General features: G+C 54.4%; 13 protein-coding genes. 7 read left to right on the plus strand and 6 right to left on the minus strand.

What is annotated here, in order from left to right:
• Positions 1-220: 220 nt before the first annotated feature.
• Positions 221-796 carry a DNA-directed RNA polymerase subunit delta gene (gene rpoE / locus ACI1P1_RS25620; protein ID WP_416219344.1) on the minus strand — a complete coding sequence of 192 codons (576 nt, stop codon included), beginning with the start codon at positions 794-796 and terminating at the stop codon, positions 221-223.
• A 378-nt stretch (positions 797-1174) separates the two neighbouring features.
• Here rpoE and ACI1P1_RS25625 point away from each other — a divergent pair, with 378 nt between their 5' ends.
• Positions 1175-2413, plus strand: a complete 1239-nt coding sequence (locus tag ACI1P1_RS25625; RefSeq protein ID WP_416219410.1) for a S8 family peptidase — start codon at positions 1175-1177, stop codon at positions 2411-2413.
• Here the strand turns inward: ACI1P1_RS25625 and ACI1P1_RS25630 are convergent.
• The gene (locus ACI1P1_RS25630) at positions 2365-2781 is read right to left on the minus strand and encodes a YwiB family protein (protein WP_416219411.1); all 417 of its coding nucleotides are present in this window, start codon (positions 2779-2781) and stop codon (positions 2365-2367) included. The two genes, ACI1P1_RS25625 and ACI1P1_RS25630, sit on opposite strands and share 49 nt — an antisense overlap.
• Positions 2782-2904: 123 nt before the next feature.
• Positions 2905-5061, minus strand: coding sequence for a 1,3-beta-galactosyl-N-acetylhexosamine phosphorylase (gene gnpA / locus ACI1P1_RS25635; protein ID WP_416219345.1), 2157 nt, complete (start codon positions 5059-5061; stop codon positions 2905-2907).
• A 223-nt stretch (positions 5062-5284) separates the two neighbouring features.
• On the opposite strand from gnpA, the gene ACI1P1_RS25640 reads away from it, so the two are divergent.
• From ACI1P1_RS25640 to ACI1P1_RS25650, 3 genes are all read left to right on the plus strand, one after another.
• Positions 5285-6112 carry an AraC family transcriptional regulator gene (locus tag ACI1P1_RS25640; RefSeq protein WP_416219346.1) on the plus strand — a complete coding sequence of 276 codons (828 nt, stop codon included), beginning with the start codon at positions 5285-5287 and terminating at the stop codon, positions 6110-6112.
• A gap of 191 nt (positions 6113-6303) precedes the next feature.
• Positions 6304-8361, plus strand: a complete 2058-nt coding sequence (locus ACI1P1_RS25645) for a transglycosylase domain-containing protein (protein ID WP_416219347.1) — start codon at positions 6304-6306, stop codon at positions 8359-8361.
• A gap of 146 nt (positions 8362-8507) precedes the next feature.
• Entirely contained in the window at positions 8508-10544 is a 2037-nt protein-coding gene (locus ACI1P1_RS25650; protein ID WP_416219348.1) for a stalk domain-containing protein, read from the plus strand.
• Positions 10545-10821: 277 nt separating this feature from the next.
• Here the strand turns inward: ACI1P1_RS25650 and ACI1P1_RS25655 are convergent, their stop codons facing one another.
• Positions 10822-11322, minus strand: coding sequence for a YwhD family protein (locus tag ACI1P1_RS25655; RefSeq protein WP_416219349.1), 501 nt, complete (start codon positions 11320-11322; stop codon positions 10822-10824).
• A 194-nt stretch (positions 11323-11516) separates the two neighbouring features.
• Between ACI1P1_RS25655 and ACI1P1_RS25660 the strand changes: the two genes are divergently transcribed.
• Positions 11517-13199: a hypothetical protein gene (locus tag ACI1P1_RS25660; protein WP_416219350.1), complete on the plus strand. Its 1683-nt coding sequence runs from the start codon at positions 11517-11519 to the stop codon at positions 13197-13199.
• Here the strand turns inward: ACI1P1_RS25660 and ACI1P1_RS25665 are convergent.
• A complete protein-coding gene (locus ACI1P1_RS25665; RefSeq protein ID WP_416219351.1) occupies positions 13196-14296 on the minus strand; it encodes a helix-turn-helix domain-containing protein in 1101 nt (366 codons plus the stop codon). The genes ACI1P1_RS25660 and ACI1P1_RS25665 overlap by 4 nt on opposite strands.
• 233 nt (positions 14297-14529) lie before the next feature.
• On the opposite strand from ACI1P1_RS25665, the gene ACI1P1_RS25670 reads away from it, so the two are divergent.
• Together ACI1P1_RS25670 and ACI1P1_RS25675 are read left to right on the plus strand one after the other, a co-directional pair.
• On the plus strand, positions 14530-16506 hold the full coding sequence (locus ACI1P1_RS25670; RefSeq protein WP_416219352.1) for a M1 family metallopeptidase: 1977 nt from the start codon (positions 14530-14532) through the stop codon (positions 16504-16506).
• A 36-nt stretch (positions 16507-16542) separates the two neighbouring features.
• Complete coding sequence (locus ACI1P1_RS25675) at positions 16543-17361, plus strand: hypothetical protein (protein ID WP_416219353.1); 819 nt, start codon at positions 16543-16545, stop codon at positions 17359-17361.
• Positions 17362-17486: 125 nt separating this feature from the next.
• Here ACI1P1_RS25675 and ACI1P1_RS25680 read toward each other — a convergent pair.
• Positions 17487-19991 (minus strand): S-layer homology domain-containing protein (locus ACI1P1_RS25680; RefSeq protein WP_416219354.1); only part of this gene is annotated, 2505 nt, incomplete at its 5' end.

Genomic DNA, 19991 nt, shown 5'->3' on the forward strand with positions numbered 1-19991 from the left:
GCGCGTTATTTTTTGTTCCATGTTTCAGGTCTGCGTGAGCAAAAATAAAAAGTGACCCGCCAAGAAGACGGGGCACTTTTAAATGTCATTGATCTCGCTTTCGGATCACCAAATCCAAAGCCCATGCAATATATTACCCTCTTTCGCATGAGCATGTCAAGGTTGCGCCGCAAAAAAGAACGTCTATCGACACACTCTGCCAAAAGGGAGAAATGACTACCTATTTGTCGTCCTCTTCGCCTTCGTCCAGGTCGTCTTCGAATTCAGAGTCCTCTTCCTCGGACTCCTCCAATTCTTCATCCAGCTCCTGAATCTCGTCGGTCTCATCCAGCTCTTCTTCGATCTCGTCGGGAGCGAACATTTCGTCCTCTTCTTCCGCCACTTCCTCGTGGTCTTCGTCGAAGGAGTCGAAATCCTCTTCCTCGGCCGGGAAGCTTTCCTCTTCCTCATCTATATATTCCTCTTCGTCCAAATCATCATCGTCGTCGTTAATGATGCGGGGACGTTTGGCACCGCCCATTTCGCCTTCTTTATTGTCAACGGGGTACCAGCGTTTCAGACCCCACAGGTTATTACCTACGCAAGCGAAACGGCCGTCCACGTTAATCTCCGTATACAGCTGGGCAATCAGCCGGAGGATGTCCTCTTCGGTGTAACCCTTGATTTTGGCCACCTCATTCATGAGGTCACGGTAATAAAAAGGAGTGTTGGCCGCCTTCAAGATGTTGAATGCCAAGTCCACCATGGGAACTTCCCTGGCCTGCTCCGGTGTAAGTTTTGAAAGATACTCGCTCATGTACGTGTACACGCCCTTCCTACAGTCTCGCCTTTATCTTCATATAAGTAAACCCTATTTTATGTAAAAAAGCAAGCGGTTGCGGGAACCGCAGGCATGGACCCCATAAATAAACAGAGGCGCCCCGACAGCGCCTCCGTTTATGACTGTACCCCTGTAGAGGCAGGCATACGCCTATCCTCCCTTGATGTTTAACGAGAGCCACAAACAGCCCTCTCCCTATATCCTATGTAGGGATTGGCGGTTTGACACGGGTATCCGCTCATTTTACGGGAATAAGGCGCTTGCATTGCGCGTCCGAAACGAGCCGCTCATAAGATAATGCATTATCTATGCAGGTATGCTGTACGAATGCCTGAGGAGGGGTCCGCCTTGACGATGCCAACGCTCACCGAACTGATGGAAGAGGAGCTCCGCGGGTTTGGGGAATCATCGGCACGCTATCTCATCCGACTCCGGTCCTCTTCCGATTGCCGTGAAATTGTCCGGGGGCTCCGGGAACCCGGCGGCTGCCCCGCCCATCAAGTTGAAGCCCTTCCCTTCATTAATGCCGTTTTTCTCCAGCTGCAGTCTCCGGAGGCTTTCCTTCACCACCCCGAGGTGGAGGGAGTGGAGCGGGATGAAACGCTGGCGGTCATACAGGATAAGGCCACCCGGCTGTCCCCCGGTGAAATCCGCCGCCAGGCCAGCTTCGCCCGGAGCAAACCCTTCATCCCCTGGGGCATCCGCCACATCCAGGCCCCCCTTGCCTGGAAAGCTGCAACGGGCCAAGAAATCCGGATTGGCGTCATCGATACCGGCGTGGACTTCTCCCATCCGGATCTGCGGGATTCCATCGCCGGCGGCATTAATCTGATCCACCGCCACCTCCCTCCTCTGGATGACAACGGCCACGGCACCCATATCAGCGGCACCATAGCGGCCGGGGCAGGACAGGGTATGTCGGGAGTGGCGCCCCATGCCAAGCTTTATGCGGTCAAGGCCTTCGACCATAACGGCACATCCTTCGTGACGGATATTGTGAAGGGCATCGATTGGTGCGTCAATCATGGCATCCATATCATCAACATGAGCTTTGGGATGAAAAGCTACAGTCCTTCTCTAGAAACGGCTGTGCGCAATGCCGCCAAGGAAGGAGTCGTCATTATTGCTTCGTCCGGCAACGAGGGAAAGAAGGGAATCATTGATTACCCGGCCCGTTTTCCGAACACCATAGCTGTAGGCGCGACGGGACGCAACGGGAAGATCGCCGGCTTCACCAACCGCAGCACCCAGATCGACATTTACGCACCGGGAGAGCGGATTGTCTCCACCTGGCTGAATGGCAAATACCAGGAGCTTTCCGGCACCTCCATGGCCACCTCCCATGTCAGCGGTGTAGCCGCCCTGATGATGGCCATAAAGCCGGGAATAAGCCTCTCCACGCTTCTGTCGGGGCTGCAGCGGTCTGCCATGCCCATCAGCTCTACAGCACGGAAAGCCGGCTTCCTGGGTGAGATCAACGCCATCCGAGCCGTACGGGCCGTAAGCCGCAAAAAGCAGCGCTCCTCCCATGTACGTGCAAGGGTTCAGGCTTCTGCCGGCCCGGCGGCGCGGATTCCGATATCCAGCCGGTAGCTGCCGACTCTCTCCCCGCCCATAAACAGCTCATATTCCCAACGGAGCTGCTCCAGCCCGTCCTTCATGTGGACCTTCAGCTTGCGCGTGAAGGTGTCCATCTCCATCCGCCCATGAGGGGTATCATAGTAACCGGGCAGACGTTCCCCCGAACGGAATTGCTGCTCGCTTTTGATACCCCCCTGCCGGAGAAGCCGGATGGCTTTTTTGCCCTCCGGTTCGATCCGCAAAAGCGCGGTGACTCTGCCCATCTCCGATTCGGGCTCCTCATATTGAAAAAACAGCTTTCCGTCCCGGGCATAACGTTTGCCCCGGACCTGCTGCACCACCTTGCCGCTGTCGCTGATGCTGGTAATGGTCAGTTCCACGTCCAACCGGTCCGCCTCCTTCAAGAACAACTATAAAAAAGAGGAGCCACCATGAGGGGCTCCTCCTTCGTGTGCTGCTATTAGTGTACAGACCCTTGCGCCTGCAAGCAAGGATCAGGATGTTTATACCCGCAGAATCTTGGTATCGAAGGCTGCCAGGGTTTCGGTGACGGCGCCGCTTTTTTCCGTACGCACCGTAATGGTTTGTTCGCTATCGGAGTTGTTGATGAGAATCAGCGTATTGCTGTCCGGATAGTACGCGCATTCCGCATAGGCATTGTCCGTCAGGTACAGCTGCTCCGCAGACTGGCCGGCAGCAGCCAGAATCAGCTCCAGGAGGGCCCTCGTATTGGCTACCGAGTGCGTGTAGCTGGAGAGATAGACGCCCTTGCCTTTGCCGAAATCATGCACAGACGCAGTAGGTGTTTTGCCTGCAGCAGCCCATACCTTGGCCTTGCCGTTGGTCAGATAGACGCCTTCGCGGACCTTCAGTCCTGCAGGCAGAGTGAAGCCAGGCTGGACAGCCTCCACGGGCCACTTGCCGTGACTGATCCGTTCCCCGGTATCCCTGTCAACGCCCAGCACCTGCGCCATGCGGAACAGTGTGTCCTGTCCGGGGGCTGCAGAGGGTTCGTTTACACCGAGGAATACGCCGCCGCCGTGCACCCAGCCGGTGATGGCTTCCACAACTGCCGCATCGTTCCACAGCTCGCCGCCGCTCCATGCGCTGCCCGCGGTTCCTGCGTTGATAATCACGCCCACATCCGAGGGGATACCCGCCTTGATGTCCTCGAAGCTCAGGAACTCCACCTCGAAGGGAAGACCGGACAGGCTTTCCATGATGTTGATCAGATCGAGTTCCGGGTTTTCATGATAGTGTCCGGAGCAAATCCAGCTGCGCAGCTTGCCCCAGGCGGTGAGCACGCCGATTTTGGGCGTGAGGGAATACGGCTTGCCGCTTTGGTGCAGATCACGGATCTCGCGGAACTCATCGGCAATCTTTTCGATATAGTCGCAGAAATCCGGGTACGGCTCAACCAGATGGAGATAACCGCCCAGGCCGATCCGGTCCACCGGAGCCCGCAGCAGTGCGCGGCGGATGCTGTTCCAGAAGTTCTTGGCATCCAGCGTCGGGTTGCCGCCTTCCATGAAGGTAGGCAGTCCGCCAAGCCCTACGGGGAACAGGTACGGATGCAGCCGCAGCTCGTGGGTGGCGACCCCTTCCACTCCCGAGCCCAGACGTGCCTCGAAGCCGGAGAATACGCACTTAATAATGCCGTCAAAGCCAAATTCGGCGAATCTGCCGTTGTACGGCTCAATGCCGACCCAGCTGTCGTCATAGAAAACATAAGCCAGCTTGTTGTACTTGTGGGCGATATCAATCAGCTTTTTGCCGAACTCAATGACAAAATCGTTGATAAACGCCATCCAGTCCAGCTTGCGCTGATCCGGAACCGCATGGGTGACCCGGAGCTTGCCCTTGTTGATGAAGTCCTCGGAGGTGATGCGGTAGCCGTATTTCTCGGCGAACAGCTCCAATGCCCGCGGGCTGACGGTAAAGTCATAGGACGCCCAATCCGTGAACAGATGACGGTTGTTCTCATCGGAGCCCCAGATCCACACGAAGTTGTAGAACATGGAGGTAAACCGGATGACGTTGGTAGCAGGATGGTTCACGCACCACTCGTCCAGCCAGTTCAGCATATACTCCTGGGTTTCGGTATGGATGGGGTCGATCTGCATCAGATGCTCTTTGTTCCAATTGTTTGTGGTATGATTGTACATGGAGATTTCTTCCCAAATCCGGAAGGCCATGAAGTTGACGGTATAGGCATGCCACTTGGTTACGCCGGTCAGAGCGACACATTGCGATGCGCTGTCATAGGTCCACTGGCTGCGGGGAAGCTCTGCCCCGGAGGTGCGGTCGAAGACCTGCCAGTAGGCTATGGATTCAGGGGATTCATTCACGGCAAACTGATCGGCGAAGAAATCCTTCATCAGCGGGATCGTCAGGCTGTCTGCTTCAGCCACAACTGGCTGGGTCATCAGGAAGGTCTGCTGGAGCTTGTCCGGGTTTTGCTTCGCCCAGTCATTGTGGTCACGGATAATACAGATGGTGGAATAAATATCGTAACCTGCGTTCAGAATTTCATCGGACAAGGCGGTGCCGTCGCTGTCGCGGATGACATCGGCTCCCCACTTTTTCGCCAATTCAAGGGTTAAGGCTTCGTAGCCGGATTCTCCCGGAAGGGTGAAGCCTCCTGTTTTCTTTTGTACCATAATGCGCCTCCCTGCCACTTACGGGCAATTTGTGTAAGCGTTTACCTGGATCATAGGACAAAAATCCGGGTAAAACAACGAATGATTTGAAAGAGCCGGCGAATTGCATTGCCAAAGCATAAAAGTGTGATTATATTAAAAGCATATAGCCCTTTTGACTTGAATTCAACCTAAGAATTTTCATGCATATATAAAAATTTGAGTGTCATATAGGAGAAAAGTCATGGATCATAATATTTTTGTGGTGCTGACGGATACGGAGCTGAAATTGCCCTTTTTTGTAACCAGCGCTGGCGGCTGGGAGCACCAGGATAATATGCTCCGGGAGGGCGGCTTCCCCGACTTTCAGTGGATTCAATGCATCTCCGGTGAAGGGATTCTGGAGACGGAGGGCAAACGGTTTGCCGTATCCGCCGGTCAGGGGATGCTGCTTTATCCTAACCGCAAGCATCATTATTATGCGGTGCGGGAGCCTTGGGCGACTCGGTGGATTTCCTTCAACGGCGTCCAGGCGGAGGGGATGCTGGCCTCCCTTAAAATGAACGCCTCGGCGGTGCTCCAGCTGTCCCATCCGGATATCGTGCTCCAGAAGCTCCTGGAGGCCAACGAATTGCTGCAGTCCAAGGACCCTTCCCGGTATATCCGCTGCTCTGCGCTGATCTACGCCATCGTTCTGGATCTGTTCATGTACTCCAGCACCCCGGATATGCGCTCCCGCACGGAGCATTACGAGCAGCTGATGCCGGCTTTGTCCTATATCGACGAGCATTTTATGGAGCCGCTGACCCTGGAGACTCTGTCGTCCCAGCTGCGAATTTCCCCGCAATATACCTGCCATCTGTTCCAAAAGAGCTTCGGCCTGCGCCCCTTCGAATACATCAACCGGTTCCGCCTGAGGCGGGCCAAGGAGCTTCTGCTGCGGCATCCCGAGGTGGATGTGAAGGATATCGCCCGGGCGGTGGGCTATGAGCATGCCAGCTATTTCATCAAGCTGTTCAAGCAGCAGGAGGGTGTGACCCCCAGCGCCTTCCGCAAGGTCCACCGGCAGTAAAAGCCGTAAAGGCGCCGTCTCTGCCGGGTATAGGGCTCCTTCAGACAGTCTGCCGTTTTTGCGGCAGGCTGTTTTGCTGTTGTTGCGGCTTCCCCTCCGATAAATATATTTGTCCCCTTCTGTCTCTGACTGAATACCTCCGCCCGGATTTTTCCATACTGGTTACTAAAAGATAAAAGAGGTGACCACACATGGCTGAAGAACGCCGGGAATCCAGGAAACGTCAGAAGGGCAACCGGTTTACCCGCGGCGCAAAGCGGATGTTGTCCCTGTTCCTGTCGCTGACCGTAATCGGCATCCTGCTGGGAGGCCTGACCCTTCTGTACCTGCGTTCCCAGGCTTTGCCTGCGGTCACCGTTTCCCAGAATTCCCAGATTCTCGATATGCAGGGCAATCTTATCGATACCTTCCACTCCGGCCAAAACCGCGAGGTTGTGAGTCTATCAGAGGTTTCCCCCTACCTGATCCAAGCGGTGCTGTCCGTGGAGGACCGGCGCTTCTACAGCCATCTGGGCATCGACCCCAAGGGTTTGGCCCGGGCTGCCGTTCAGGATATCAAGACCATGTCCATGGAGCAGGGCGCCAGTACGCTGACCCAGCAGCTGGCCCGCAATCTGTATCTGAGCCATGACCGCACCTGGTCCCGGAAAATCAAGGAGGCGTTTTATGCCCTGCATCTGGAAATGCGGCTGTCCAAGGACGACATTCTGGAGCAGTATTTAAACCAGGTGTACTTCGGCCACTCCACCTACGGTGTTCAAGCCGCCGCCAAAATGTTCTTCGGCAAGGATGCCAAGGACCTGGATCTGGCAGAAGCGGCCATGATGGCTGGGGTGCCAAAGGGGGCCAAATACTACTCTCCCTATTTGAACATGCAGAATGCCAAGGACCGCCAGAAGGTGATTCTGAATGCTATGGCGGAGGAAGGGATTATTACCCCGGAGCAGGCGGAAGCCGCCCACCGGGAAGCGCTGACCATTGTGCCCCGGCAAACCAATACTGTCTCAGAGGCGCCTTATTTTCAGGAATATGTAAAAAATGTGGTGCTGGATAAGCTGAACATGACAGAGGATCAATACGAGGCGGGGGGGTTGAAAATCTACACCACTTTGGATTTGCGGGCCCAGAAAATTGCCGAGGAGGCGGTGGCTGCGGAAATTCCAGCGGATTCCGAGCTGCAGGCCGCGCTGATCGCCATCGATCCGCGGAATGGCTACATCAAGGCTATGGTGGGCGGTAAGGACTTCAAGGAAAACCAGTTCAACCGGGTTTTTGCCACCACCCGGCAGCCGGGCTCCGCGTTCAAGCCATTGATCTATCTGGCTGCCCTGTCGGAGAATGTGTCACCCTTAACCACGTACAAAAGCGAACCCACAGTGTTCACCTATGACCAGGGCCGCAAAACCTACTCCCCCAGCAATTATGACAATATCTACGACAATACAGATATCGACATGCGCCGGGCCATTATGAAATCCGACAACATCTATGCGGTCAGCACCATTATGGCCGTCACTCCGGAGAAAACCGTGGACATGGCCCGCAGGCTGGGCATTACCGCCCCCTTGTCCGCGCTCCCTTCCCTTGCGTTGGGCACCTCCCCGGTCAGCCCCTTCGAAATGGCCTCGGTTTACGGAGTCCTGGCCAACGGCGGGGTGCGGGCGGAGCCCATGGCTGTGATCCGGGTGGAGGACCATGCGGGACGGGTGCTGTATGAGGCCAAGCCGGTGGAATCGTCGGTGATTCATCCAGCCTACACCTATGTGCTGACCAATTTGATGCAGTCCGTTTTTGAGGAGGGAGGCACCGGGTACCGGGTATCCGACCTGATGAAACGGCCCGTCGCCGGCAAAACCGGCACCACCAACTACGATGCCTGGATGGTGGGCTACACCCCGGAGCTGTCCACCGCTGTATGGGTCGGCTACGACAAGGACAAAACCATCGGCAAGCTGGACCAGCGCAAGGCTGCCCCCATCTTCGCCGCCTTCACCGAACGGACGCTGGAGACGGTGCCGCCCAAGCTGTTCCCCGTGCCCGAGGGTGTGGTCAACGTCTACATTGACCCCGTAACCGGCAAGCTGGCCAATGACGGCTGCCCCAACAGCCGGATGGAAGCGTTCGTGGAGGGCACCGAGCCCACGGAATACTGCGCTCCGGCACAGAATGCATCCAGCCAGAAGGACGCGGAGGGCAAGAAGCAGGAGGGCTCCTGGTGGAAGGATCTGAAGCGGTGGTGGAATGAGTAGATAAAAGCCTTTCCCGGACAGAACACTGGGAAAGGCTTTTTGCTGTAACAAAATTCCACTCCATCCCCCATTTTTCGTGATATGATGATGAAAAATGGAATATTTATGCATCCTACCTGGTTTTCACATCTGAAAGGGGATCGTTCATGTACCGGAAAGCTAATGGTTTCTTTGTCGTTTTGTTCATTGCAGGCATATTTCTATTAGGGGCAATAAACCATGCACATGCAGAGAGCATGTATTTGCCTGAAGATCAAGACCAGATATTACCCTATCTGAATGATTCAAAAAAGAATGTGCGGTTCCGTGGAAGTGATCAATTTGTATTTACCGGGGGTGAAAAAACCAAACTCACCACTGGTTTGGTCCGGGATCAAAGCGGCACGCTTTATTATGTAATTGGAGACCAACTCATAGCTTCATCTCTGGAAGGTGATCTTCTGTGGTCATATCACCTTTCCTTCTCCGATGGTGTCAAAAATCCTGTTATAGGAGCAGATGGCACTATATATGTTTGTGTGAGTGAATTTGATTACGGCAGGAATGGAACTTCGGGAGTGGTTTACGCTTTTTCCCGAGATGGCGTGTTGAAGTGGATGCGGGAAATGGAGAGAGAGTTTCCTATCGGAGCCAGCTATCTTTTTGCCGGTGATATAAATGGCAACGTGATTTTTCAAACGGAAAAGGGCATTGTCTCTATGGCGCCTGGTGGCAGGATTAATTGGGTAAACACGGGACTTCAGGTATTAACAAAATACGAAGTTATTGACTCCTATTATTCTAATATCGCAGATATCCAAACGGATGGAAGGGATAATATCATCATTCAACTGAAGGACAGTATTGCTTCATTGGATAAAAGCGGAAATGTAATTTGGAAAAAGGCAGAGACAGGATGGGTTTATCTTGAAGAAGGTACCGTATATATATTGTCTCCTGAAGGAATACAGGCTTACAATGCAGCAACCGGTGCAGGCAGACAGGTAAACCCTGAGGAAATTCCTTTATCTTCCCCCCTTCCCCATGATCATGAGGGTGGGTTTTATATTACAGTTAACGGCGGGGTATCCAAAATCAGTGCCGACGGAACAACTATATGGACCTACACGTTGAAGGAATCTGGTTATGGCAGCAACCATACAACTATGCGTTCCGATTCTCAAGGGAATCTGTACTTTTCAACTAATGGAGCCAGTGTATATTCGTTAGATAAGAATGGTAACGAGCGTTACGCCCTCCTAATCCAGCAACGAGTATTTGATCTCTCCGATATTGCCATTGATTCGGCCGGCACCCTTTACTTCCTTTCAGACACAGCGGGCTTCTCCCGCATTTCGACGGTAAAGAAGGAGATCCGGATTCGCTTGGACGAACGTGAGGTGTTACTGCCGGTTTATCCTACGCTACTGAATAATGTAACGATGCTCCCGATGCGGAATCTGTTTGAGCTTCTGGGCGCAAGTATAAATTGGGAAGCAGCCAGCCAGTCGGTTACTGGCAGCAAGGAAGGAAAGAAGGTTAGCACAACTGTTGGTTCTACAACAGCAATAGTCAATGGTGCCACTGTGGTTTTGGATGAAGCACCAATTATTCGGGACGGCTATACCATGGTTCCTCTTCGATTTATTGCGGAAACATTCGGGTACGATGTAGCCTGGGACCCGGAGGGGATGATTATTGAATTGAACCGTTCCGGAGAAGAGAAGATTGTCTCCAATAAAATTCCGACGACACAAACCGTCATTAGCGATAAAGTACAACGTTTTTACCTAACCGCTCCTGGGGATTTGAAACCGCAGAATCTCACAAGCGGTATCTTTTTCGGCGGGGATCTACAAGCAGGACTTTTTATGCAGATGGAATCCATGATGAAAGAAGACTTTGCTTCTGATACCACTGTTTCAGATGTGGAGGAAATACTTGGTGAGGCTTTGAAAGTTCTCATTAACAATATGGTGAAGAGCAAGGGGGTTCCTTTGACCGTTGGGGACTTGAAGGCCATTCAATTCGAGGTCACTGGGGAAGTCGAGAAATTAAAGCTAAAACGACTTATAACCATTTATGAAACGGAAGAGCGATTCTACATCATGCAAGCTTGGTCCTTAGAGAGTAAGTATCAGGAATTGGTGTCGAATATGAAAGATATGGCCGGAACCTTCCGGTTAATGGATATCGGATACTGAAGTGCTTAGAGCTTTTATCCGGACACAGGATCCGTTATTTTCACGGAATTGAGGGTTTTGGTGATTTCGCGGACACAGGGTACGCTATTTCCTCTAAAGTCCGCCCCCAGGTGCTTATTTCGCTCCAATAACGGCTCCTGAGTCCGCATAATTGCGAAAAGACCGTTTTACTGGCTAATAGCGGATCCTCTGTCCGTTGGGGCGGCAGCCTCATGTAGATAGCCATATGCAAGAAGCCGAAAAGCCGGGACACCCATCCCGGCTTTTGTCTATTGCCTTATTTCAGCGCCTGCTTCAGCTCTGCGGGGGTGCGGTCCCACCATTCCGGGTTATGCCGGATCAGCAGGTCCTTCAGTGCGGCTTTGCCCGCAGCATCCAGATTCTCCACGAGAATCTGCCGCTTCATGGCCTTGTCCATCCGGTTCACATGATCGGCGAGAACCTTCCAGCCCTTCTTGGCCTCCGGGTCCACCGACATCTCGCAGGATGCCAAGCCGCCGTAAAACTGGCCTTCGGCATTACGGTCCACGGCTACCCAAACGACCCAGCAGGGCCGCCCGTTGGGCACCTCATTTTTATCTGGAGTAAACCGAATCCCCTTTTCCAGCTTGCTTCTGGCATGGAGGGTGCCGGCATCAATGTAGGCTTCCCCTCCGTCAATGATTACGCCGGACACATTGGACAGGTCAATGGAGCCTGCCCCGAAGCCCTTGTGGCTGTTCCGGTTGCTGATGATATTCAAACCGCCCGGTTTGCTGTTCTGGCTGCCTGTCTCCATTACACTCACACCGCCTCGTTGGATTTTGTGCTTATGTGACCACTGTAACACAATATTCATATTTGCACCAATCAGACAAGGGCGGGAATGCCGACACAAAACAGGGTTTTACATGCAACAAAATGTCGTCCCCCTCCGTCTAATAAAAAAAGGGAAATTTGGGAGCACAACCGGCGGAAGGCAGGAATGGAACAATGGGCAATTGGAAGAAAATCATGTTTTGGGGCATAGCTGCGGCAGCTGTGTTTTCATTGGCGGGATGCCAAGAGGACGCTGGCAAAGAGGCGCTTCCAAGCGGACTGTCCGGTTCGCCGGTGACGGCGGGAGCAAGCTCCTCTCCGGGTATAACCAGTCCCAGTCCCGCTCCCAGCAGTGCCGCGGTGCCTGAGGATATAGGTAAGCTGTTGGCGGATAAGGTCATTACCCCTATAAGCTATACGCCGCCGGGTGAAGACAAGCAGCCTGCTTTGTTGCGGGTTAAAGGAATGCCGTCTCCCGAACTCAATGTGGAGGGGCTGTACCGCGATTTGTTTTACGGACTGGGGAATGCCCTGAAGTGGACGCTCTTCCGGGTGGAGGATGAACAGAGCACCGCCTTCATGGAGACAGACGCTGCCAGTCCCAAGGCCTTCCGGTTGGCTAAGATGAAGGGTGAGGCTTATTTTTTTGATAAGGAGAGTATCCGCAAGTATCAGCCGTTGGATCCCCTTGCAACGGCCGCCAAGCTGAATCCAGTGCTGCAGGCCGGTCTGGACGGCGGCTGGGCTCCCGGTTCACTGACCACGGTACTGGGGAAACAGGACAGCAGCTTCAACGGGTATGACATTTATTTTGATAAGCATGTGGAGGTAGAGGGCGGGAACATATTGTCCAGCATTCTGTTCCGCAAGGAGTATGCCCCGCCGGTAATCGGCAATCTGGGTACAGCCTCCACCCGGGCGGATATCGAATCGCTTTTGGGCAAACCACCCTTTGAGCAGCCTGCTCCGCTGTCCGTATTCGGCTACAAGCTGGAGCCGTTTTATCTTTTCTTTACAGGGGAAGCTCCTCCTTATGATATCTCTGTTTATCCGCGGAGAATGTCCGGTGGCAATAACGGTCCGGAGCTTCCGGAGCTTACAGCCGCAAACACGGGAGAAAATGGGATCGATGTCCAGCGGCTGGTGGATCAAATGCGGGAGAAGTGGCCGGATTATGAGACCTTCAGCAATAGCAGAGGCAGCTATGGCGTCACCTATCCCCACAGGGGAATCTGGACGGAGGATCTGTTAAGCGGAGACACGGATTACAAGGGCGGGGTCATCCAGGTATATGTTAACTACGAGGGACAGTTGACGGAGGACATCCGCCTGCCGCAAGATGCCGATAAGCTAAAGAAGCTGGCTGCGGCCCCCGACTGGTCTGAGCCGCTTGCCTCCTACCGCTTCCGGCTGCATGAGGATATGGTATTTAACCGGGAACAGGAGCGTCTGCAGAACGAACAGTTTATCCGGGATGCAGCGGCGAAAGAGGGAGTTACCTCCCCCAACGGCCGGATTATTGCCAAAGCCAAGGACAACACCACCTACGAGCATGCCGGACTGTATTTGTTTTATCCCGGTAAGGAGCAGCCTTCCCGGGAGGTGCATATCGGCAATTTCATTTGGAACATCAGCTGGCTGTCCGACAGGTACGTCATCTTCGAAGCTTCATTCCGGGGCATTGTCGCCTACGACACCGTTCAGAACAAGCTCATCAACATTAAAACCTCCCCTGACTACGCCGACGACTACCGTCTGGTGGAGATCAAGGACGGAATCATCCGGTACACGGACGGCAAGACGGAGGCGGATCTGCCCTACTCGTTTAATAAAAAAGGAGAGCTGGTGCTCCCCTAGCGGCCATCTCCTGTATCCTCCAGCTCCTCCAGTCTGGCGCGGATAAGAACCAACGCTGACTCATACGCTTCAACCCCGGCAAGCGGCTCCCATTCCTCTTCCTCGAGAAGGGATTGAAGGAGCCGTTTTCTGATTTCCAATTGACCGGAAGGGCCAACCTCTAATTGGACGCTTCCAAAATAAGGGTTATTGCTGTAGTCCGTTCTCATACCCAGCACCATATCCACATACTCGCTAAACCAGCGGGCTGCTTCTCCGGTTTGGCCGTTGGTGATGCTTTGCAGAGCCAAACCTCTTGCTCCCGCCCCCATACCAATGCCAAACAGCCGATCCAGCTGATGAAGAGCCGTCAGATACGCCAGCTTCTCCTGCTCCCGTCCTTCTCCGTCCGCAGCCTGAGCCAGGTACGACAGCATCACTCCGGAGAGGTGCACATGCCAAAGCAGCTGCCGCTGGCACAGCTCCCCGATTTGGGGGTATTTGCCCAGCTTCAGCAATACGGCGGGGTACAGGCTCATGGGGTCAGCCCCCCGGGAAGCGGGGAGATCCCGAAGCAGCGCTTCGGCAGCCTCCGGTTCATTAAGACGCATGTGAATGCCGGCGGAGACAAACAACGCCTCCTCCCGGCGTTCATCCCCGCAGCTGTCCGCCGCTTCCTGCAGCAGCTCCAGACAGCGCCACAGCTTCTTCTTAGCCTCTTCCTCCGTCACGGAATCCTTAACCCCCAGGTACATCTGGGCCAAACCTGCAGCCACCAGCTTCAATCTGCCGCTGTTGGGATATTCCTTCATGTACCGTTCCGCAGCCGCTTCTCCCTCCTCATAACTGCGGAATAGATAAAGGTCCCTCAGCTCTTCTTTTATCCTGGTCAGCACTTCCTCCGGCAATTCCTTGTGGAAGGACAGCAGCTCATCCGGTGTGGTATCCAGCGCTCGGGCCAGGGGATTCAGCAGGAAGATATCCGGGGAGGAGCCCCCCGTTTCCCATTTGCTTACCGCTCCGGCGGATATCCCGACCTTTGCGGCCAGCTGCTCTTGAGTCAGCCCCCGTTTTTTCCGCAGCGCCAGAATCACATCTCCCACCTTGGACCTCTCCATAACGTTGTTCAGCTCCTTATCGGTAATGAATCCGTTTGCTTATCCTTTATCTTACCCTCCGGAATGCCTGCCAACAATGGAGGCGAAGTCGCGTATTCTTCAATAAAATGTGAACCGCTCTCCTGTCCGGCATTGCCCATCAAGATTTGTCCCAGGAGTTTCGGCAACCGGATATATTTGTCCACCCCCCCACATATACATGCTGTAGACGCTTGTCAACGGGGTGAATGTCAATGAAACCGAAACTGTCCAACCGTATATTCCAATGGGGGCTGGTGCTGGCCTTTGGCCTGGCTGTCACCGTCACTGTCTCCTCGTTCTTCCCTGGTCCGGGAGCCAACGTAAAGACCGCTCTGGGGGATGAACCCGCAGCAGGCGAATCCCTCTCCACGGAAATCCCCCGGGAGAGCGACTCCGAGCCGGCATTAAGCAACCGCCTGGTGGAGTATCATATGGCCGTATCCCTTTCTCCGGATGAAAAGCTGCTTCAGGGCGCCCAGTCGGTAACCTGGAAAAACCCGGGGGGCCAGCCCGTATCCCAGCTGTATCTGCACCTGTATCCGAATGCCTTTGCCTCCAAAAAAACCACCTTCATGCAGGAATCCGGCGGGCGTTTACGGGGTGACAAGCAGCCGGAGGATGGCTTCGGCCAGATGCGGCTGGACAGCCTTGCCACAGAAGAAGGGGTCAACCTGATGGACCGGGTGAGTTATGTGCAGCCGGACGACGGCAACAAGAATGACCAGTCCCTTATGAAGATTGAGCTTCCCACCCCTGTGCAGCCCGGCGGTAACATCACCCTGACCATGGATTTCCGGGTCAAGCTTCCCCAGGTATTCGCCCGGATGGGGTACTCCGGTAATTTCGTCATGGCAGGCCAATGGTTCCCCAAGCTGGCGAAATACGAGCCTGCCGGAACCCGGAGAAGAACCGAGGAGGGCTGGAACCTCCACCAATACCACGGCAATTCAGAATTCTACGCCGACTTCGGCATTTACAACGTAAAGATTAAGGTTCCCGCCGACTATACCGTCGCCGCCACCGGCTTCCCTACCAAACCTGCCACTGTGGAAAATGGAACGAAGGTTTACCGGTTCTACTCAGACGACGTCCATGACTTTGCCTGGGCGGCCTCGCCGGACTTCATCTATGTGGAGGAGCCCTTCTCCGCCCCCAATGTTCCGGGGGTCAAGATCAAGCTGTACCTGGACCCGGCCCATGAGCATCTCAAAAGCCGCTATCTGGCCGCCGCCAAAAAATCTCTGGCCCGCTACAGCGAATGGTACGGTCCGTACCCCTACTCCACGTTATCCGTAGTGGTGCCTCCTGCCGGAGGTAACGGTGCAGGCGGGATGGAATACCCCACCCTGGTCACCGCCTGGGGAGCGGATGAAGCCAGTCCCGGCCTGGAGCTGGAGCGGGTGGTGGTGCATGAGATCGGACACCAGTTTTTCTACGGCATGGTGGCCTCCAATGAATTCGAGGAAGCATGGCTGGACGAAGGCTTCACCTCCTATGCCGAGGACAAGGTAATGGAGAAGGAATACGGCGTCCGCCCCAACCTGCCCGTAGAGGCCAGCTATATTACAGCCCCTGAGCCACTCACCCGGAATGCATGGGATTACGGCAGCCATGACGAATACGCCGAGAATGTCTATACCCGGGCCAAGCTTGCTCTCTTCGCCATCGAAAAGGAAATCGGCAGTGACCAGATGGCCAAGGTGATGAAGTCATATTTCACCCGTTGGAAGTTCAAGCATCCCGCAACGGCAGATTTCCAGACGGTACTCGAGGAAAAAACAGGAAGGTCCTGGAAGGAATTCTTCGACCAGTTTATCTATGCGGGTGGTATGGTGGATTTCGAGGTGGCAGGCATCAAGGTGGACAAAACACCCGAGGGCGCCTATAACAGCCAAGTGCTCATCCGTAAGAAGGGCGCTAATGTATCTCCGGTCCCTATCCGCTTCCGCTTTACCGACGGCACTGTTATGGAAAAAAGCTGGGACGCCCAAGGCAGCGAAATTGTGTATACCTTGAACCACAGCGCTCCCCTGGAATGGGCGTTTATCGATCCCGGCTACAGCCTGGTGCTGGAAAACAAACATATCAATAACTTTATGAAGCAAAAAGTGGACGGCAAAGCCTCCATCCGCCTGAACGTCGGGACTACCCGCGTGATGGAGCTGCTTTTTGGCTGGCTGGCCTGGTAAAAACAACCGCTTCTATCCCACCGGGAGGTGAAACCCGTGTTCTCGTATATCAAATCCGGCTTCCGCTCTACTCTGAACCAGCCGTTCTCCGTATTGGTGCTGTTTTTGTACCGGTTCGGCTGGGGGGTGGCCCTGTATAAGCTGGCCCAATCCTACATCCTGCCTATTCTTCACCGCTATCCCAACGTGGAGGGCCTGGAGGCTCAAAGCCATCTGTTCCTGGCGGAGGCCCAGTTCGTGCTGCTGAAGACCGATGTTAGCCATTCGGTCCTCTGGCTTCTGGCAGGTCTGCTGGTTGCCCGTATGCTGCTGACGCCATTGCTCAATGCAGGGCTGCTGTATTCCCTGAGCAACCCCCACTACAATGCCGGATACCGGTTTGTCCGCGGGATCAAGGAGTTATGGAAAAGCTATGCGCTGCTCTATGCGGGGCAGACGCTCTTGACCCTACTTCCCTTGTGGTGGATCCTGCCCCGGATGAAAACAGCCTTCCTCTCCGCCCGCACGTACCCGGAGATGGCGTCTGAGCTGCTGCCTTTGCTTGCTTTGCTTCTGGGCTACAGCTTTGTCGTGCGGCTGCTCTTTTTGTACCTGCAGCTGGGCCGGGCTTCCTCCCGGAGTATGGGGCGCTCCTTAGGCATCGCGCTGCAATCCCTGCCGATGATGCTGGGGGTCGCCGTGCTGCTCCTCTTGGCAGCCTCCCTCTGCTCCCTTGCCGTTCTGGGCTCCACCATCGCCTGGGCAGGCTTCTGGATGCTGGTTCTGTATCAGGCGTACCGCTTCATCCAGACGCTGTTCAGCGTATGGGGCATCGCCAGCCAGCAGGAGATTTACAGGACTCGGGCGGAGAGGTAGAAGCGGTTTGCAGCGAAAAGCAGAATATGTTATGACTACCCAACCCGATAAAAAACAAGCGGATAGCGCAGCTATTTCATGCGCCAACCGCTTGTTTTTATGTCACGCATTTCCTTTTTGGCTTCCTACTTATTGATCAGATTCGATTGCTGCAGAAGCCGCTGAATCAGAATGGCTACTTCCGCCCGAGTTACATAGGACTTCGCTTCCAGCTTATGGTCGCTGCGTCCGCTGACTAATCCCGCTCTGACGGCCAGCGCCAGGCTCTCCTTCGCCCAGTCGTCTATGCTGCCGGCATCCTGGAAGCCGCCCAGTACGTCCGTTGTGTTGATCGCACCGATCTGTTCTGCAAGTCCGGTCAGCTTCATCGCTCTATTGATGATGTGCATTGCCTGTTCACGCGTAATCGCCTCATCCGGACGGAAGCTTCCGTCAATGAAGCCGGTAATCAGACCATACTTCGCTGCTGTGGCAACGGCTCCTGCATACCAGGCTTCAGTCGCTACATCAGTAAAGGTATTCTGCCCTTCCTCAAGTTTCAGTCCCAAACCGCGTACCATAATCGCTGCGAATTCAGCTCGCGTTATCTCTGCATTCGGATTGAAGGTGGCTGGGCTGACTCCATTAATGACCATCCGCGAACCCATGTCATTAACAGCCGCCTTGGCCCAGTGCTGTTCTACATCTGCAAAGGTCAGCGGATTCCAGACGACCGAGTAGGTGCTGTTCGTCAAGCTGTTGATGACGACATAGTAGGTACCATCCTTATGAATGACCTTCGTTGGCACATGCCGCACAGTTCCATCCGCTTCTACAACGATTCCGGTTGTAATCCGGTTTGGATCCATATCGTTATGCAGCGGGATTGTCCGCTCAACATACACATCGAACTGGCTCACTTCATACGTTTTGTTTTCATAGGTGCCGGTAATCCGGAAGTCAAGTGCAGGAACCACCGGGGTGAAGCCGTTTTTCACCGCCGCTAAAGCGATGACCTGTTGCATATCCTCCGGGGTTTCGCTAATGGTAATCTTCAGCTTAATGTCCTCCAGCTTCACTCCGGCACCAAAGTTGGCTGCCACGTTCTGAATGTTGATCTCAGCTGCCGGCAACGTATAAGATGCTTTACCCGTCTGAAGCACAATAGTGGCTGCTGCCCTTTCCATATTTTGAACCATTTGGCCGTTCAACTCACTGACAATTACATCAACATCTGCTGTGACCGGAATTGTAACGACCGCACCGCGTCCTTCCGCATCTAGCTTCGCCTGAAGCTTGACCGGGTTTACGGCTATGGTCATTGTTTGAATATTACCGTTCATAACCGTATTCGCTGTTCCGGCATTCTCCTGCTTGCCATTAACCAGAACGATCACTTCGTTGTCAGATTTGACTGCCGGTGGAACTCCGGTTGAATTACCGTCCGTATTGCTAGGGGTATCGTCAGGAGTCGTTGGTGTCTCTGGATTGGTCGGCGTTACCGGATTCTTTGTAAAAACAAGCGTAGTCGCCGGACCGGCTGGTACCGCTCCACTGGCTGCTACTCGAATCTCAACCGTATGCTCACCGTTCAGCTCCGGCTGGTTCGTGCCATCATACCGGGTATACAGACCGCCATCAACAGAAAACTCCATACTTGTATTCAGACCCAGAATGACGTTGTTCTGGTCATCCGCCAACACTTCAGGCGCCGACGGAATGACCGCATCAGAATCATGTACCCTCACCTGGAGGACGTTGGACGCGAAGGCCGTTTCAGTTGCCTTCGTCCGGACCTCATAGATATCCGGAGCCAGCCCGGTTATAACGGTTCCTTCTACTATCCTCCAGGCTCCTTCACTGCCCTGCCTGTATTCCATATTCAGCGTAACGTTCTGCAGGGCGCCATTGTTTGCGTCTCTATAGGTTGCGTCGGTGACCGTCACCCCAACCGGTGCCGCCGCACGGGCAGGCACGTTCAGCGTTTGCGCTGTACTGTCCTCCGTTGTTGTTCCATTGCCTTGCTTCACGATGCTTAGCATGGTACCCAGCCAACTGCTGTCGATGGTCAACTTGCCTTCACCATCTGGCGTAACAGCTTCCCTGTTCACGGTATATCCGACGCCAGCAGTTAAACCCGTCAACTGCTCGGCCCGGTAGTCGATTCCCGCTGCCGGCGTGAGCTCCTTCACCAGCGTATACGCGTTGACCGTGACACTTTGCGCCGCGGAGGCGAAGGCGGTCTCCGTTGCTTTTATCCGGACATAATAAGTGTCCGGGGCAAGCCCGGTCACGCTGCCGCCGGTCACATCCAACCAGGCTCCTTCACTGCCCTGCCTGTATTCCATATTCAACGTAACGTTCTGCAGGGCGCCATTGTTTGCGTCTCTATAGGTTGCATCGGTGACCGTCACCCCAACCGGTGCCGCCGCACGGGCAGGCACGTCCAGCGTTTGCGCTGCGCTGTCCTCCGTTGTTGTTCCATTGCCTGGCTTCACGATGCTGAGCGTGGTGCCCAGCCAACTGCTGTCAATCGCCAGCTTGCCGTCATTATCTGCCGTAACGGCTTCCCCATTTACGGTATATCCGGCACCTGCTGTCAGTCCCGTCAGCTGCTCTGCGCTGTAGTCGATTCCCGCTGTCGGCGTGAT

The sequence above is a fragment of the Paenibacillus mesotrionivorans genome (assembly GCF_046098205.1).
In the GTDB taxonomy this organism is placed as follows: domain Bacteria; phylum Bacillota; class Bacilli; order Paenibacillales; family NBRC-103111; genus Paenibacillus_AR; species Paenibacillus_AR mesotrionivorans.

Coding starts and splice junctions, on each gene's coding strand:
- rpoE (WP_416219344.1), bottom strand. CDS start 796: ATGAGCGAGTATCTTTCAAAACTTACACCGGAGCAGGCCAGGGAAGTT.
- ACI1P1_RS25655 (WP_416219349.1), bottom strand. CDS start 11,322: ATGGAGACAGGCAGCCAGAACAGCAAACCGGGCGGTTTGAATATCATC.
- ACI1P1_RS25625 (WP_416219410.1), top strand. CDS start 1,175: ATGCCAACGCTCACCGAACTGATGGAAGAGGAGCTCCGCGGGTTTGGG.
- ACI1P1_RS25650 (WP_416219348.1), top strand. CDS start 8,508: ATGTACCGGAAAGCTAATGGTTTCTTTGTCGTTTTGTTCATTGCAGGC.
- ACI1P1_RS25670 (WP_416219352.1), top strand. CDS start 14,530: ATGAAACCGAAACTGTCCAACCGTATATTCCAATGGGGGCTGGTGCTG.
- ACI1P1_RS25645 (WP_416219347.1), top strand. CDS start 6,304: ATGGCTGAAGAACGCCGGGAATCCAGGAAACGTCAGAAGGGCAACCGG.
- gnpA (WP_416219345.1), bottom strand. CDS start 5,061: ATGGTACAAAAGAAAACAGGAGGCTTCACCCTTCCGGGAGAATCCGGC.
- ACI1P1_RS25660 (WP_416219350.1), top strand. CDS start 11,517: ATGGGCAATTGGAAGAAAATCATGTTTTGGGGCATAGCTGCGGCAGCT.
- ACI1P1_RS25640 (WP_416219346.1), top strand. CDS start 5,285: ATGGATCATAATATTTTTGTGGTGCTGACGGATACGGAGCTGAAATTG.
- ACI1P1_RS25665 (WP_416219351.1), bottom strand. CDS start 14,296: ATGGAGAGGTCCAAGGTGGGAGATGTGATTCTGGCGCTGCGGAAAAAA.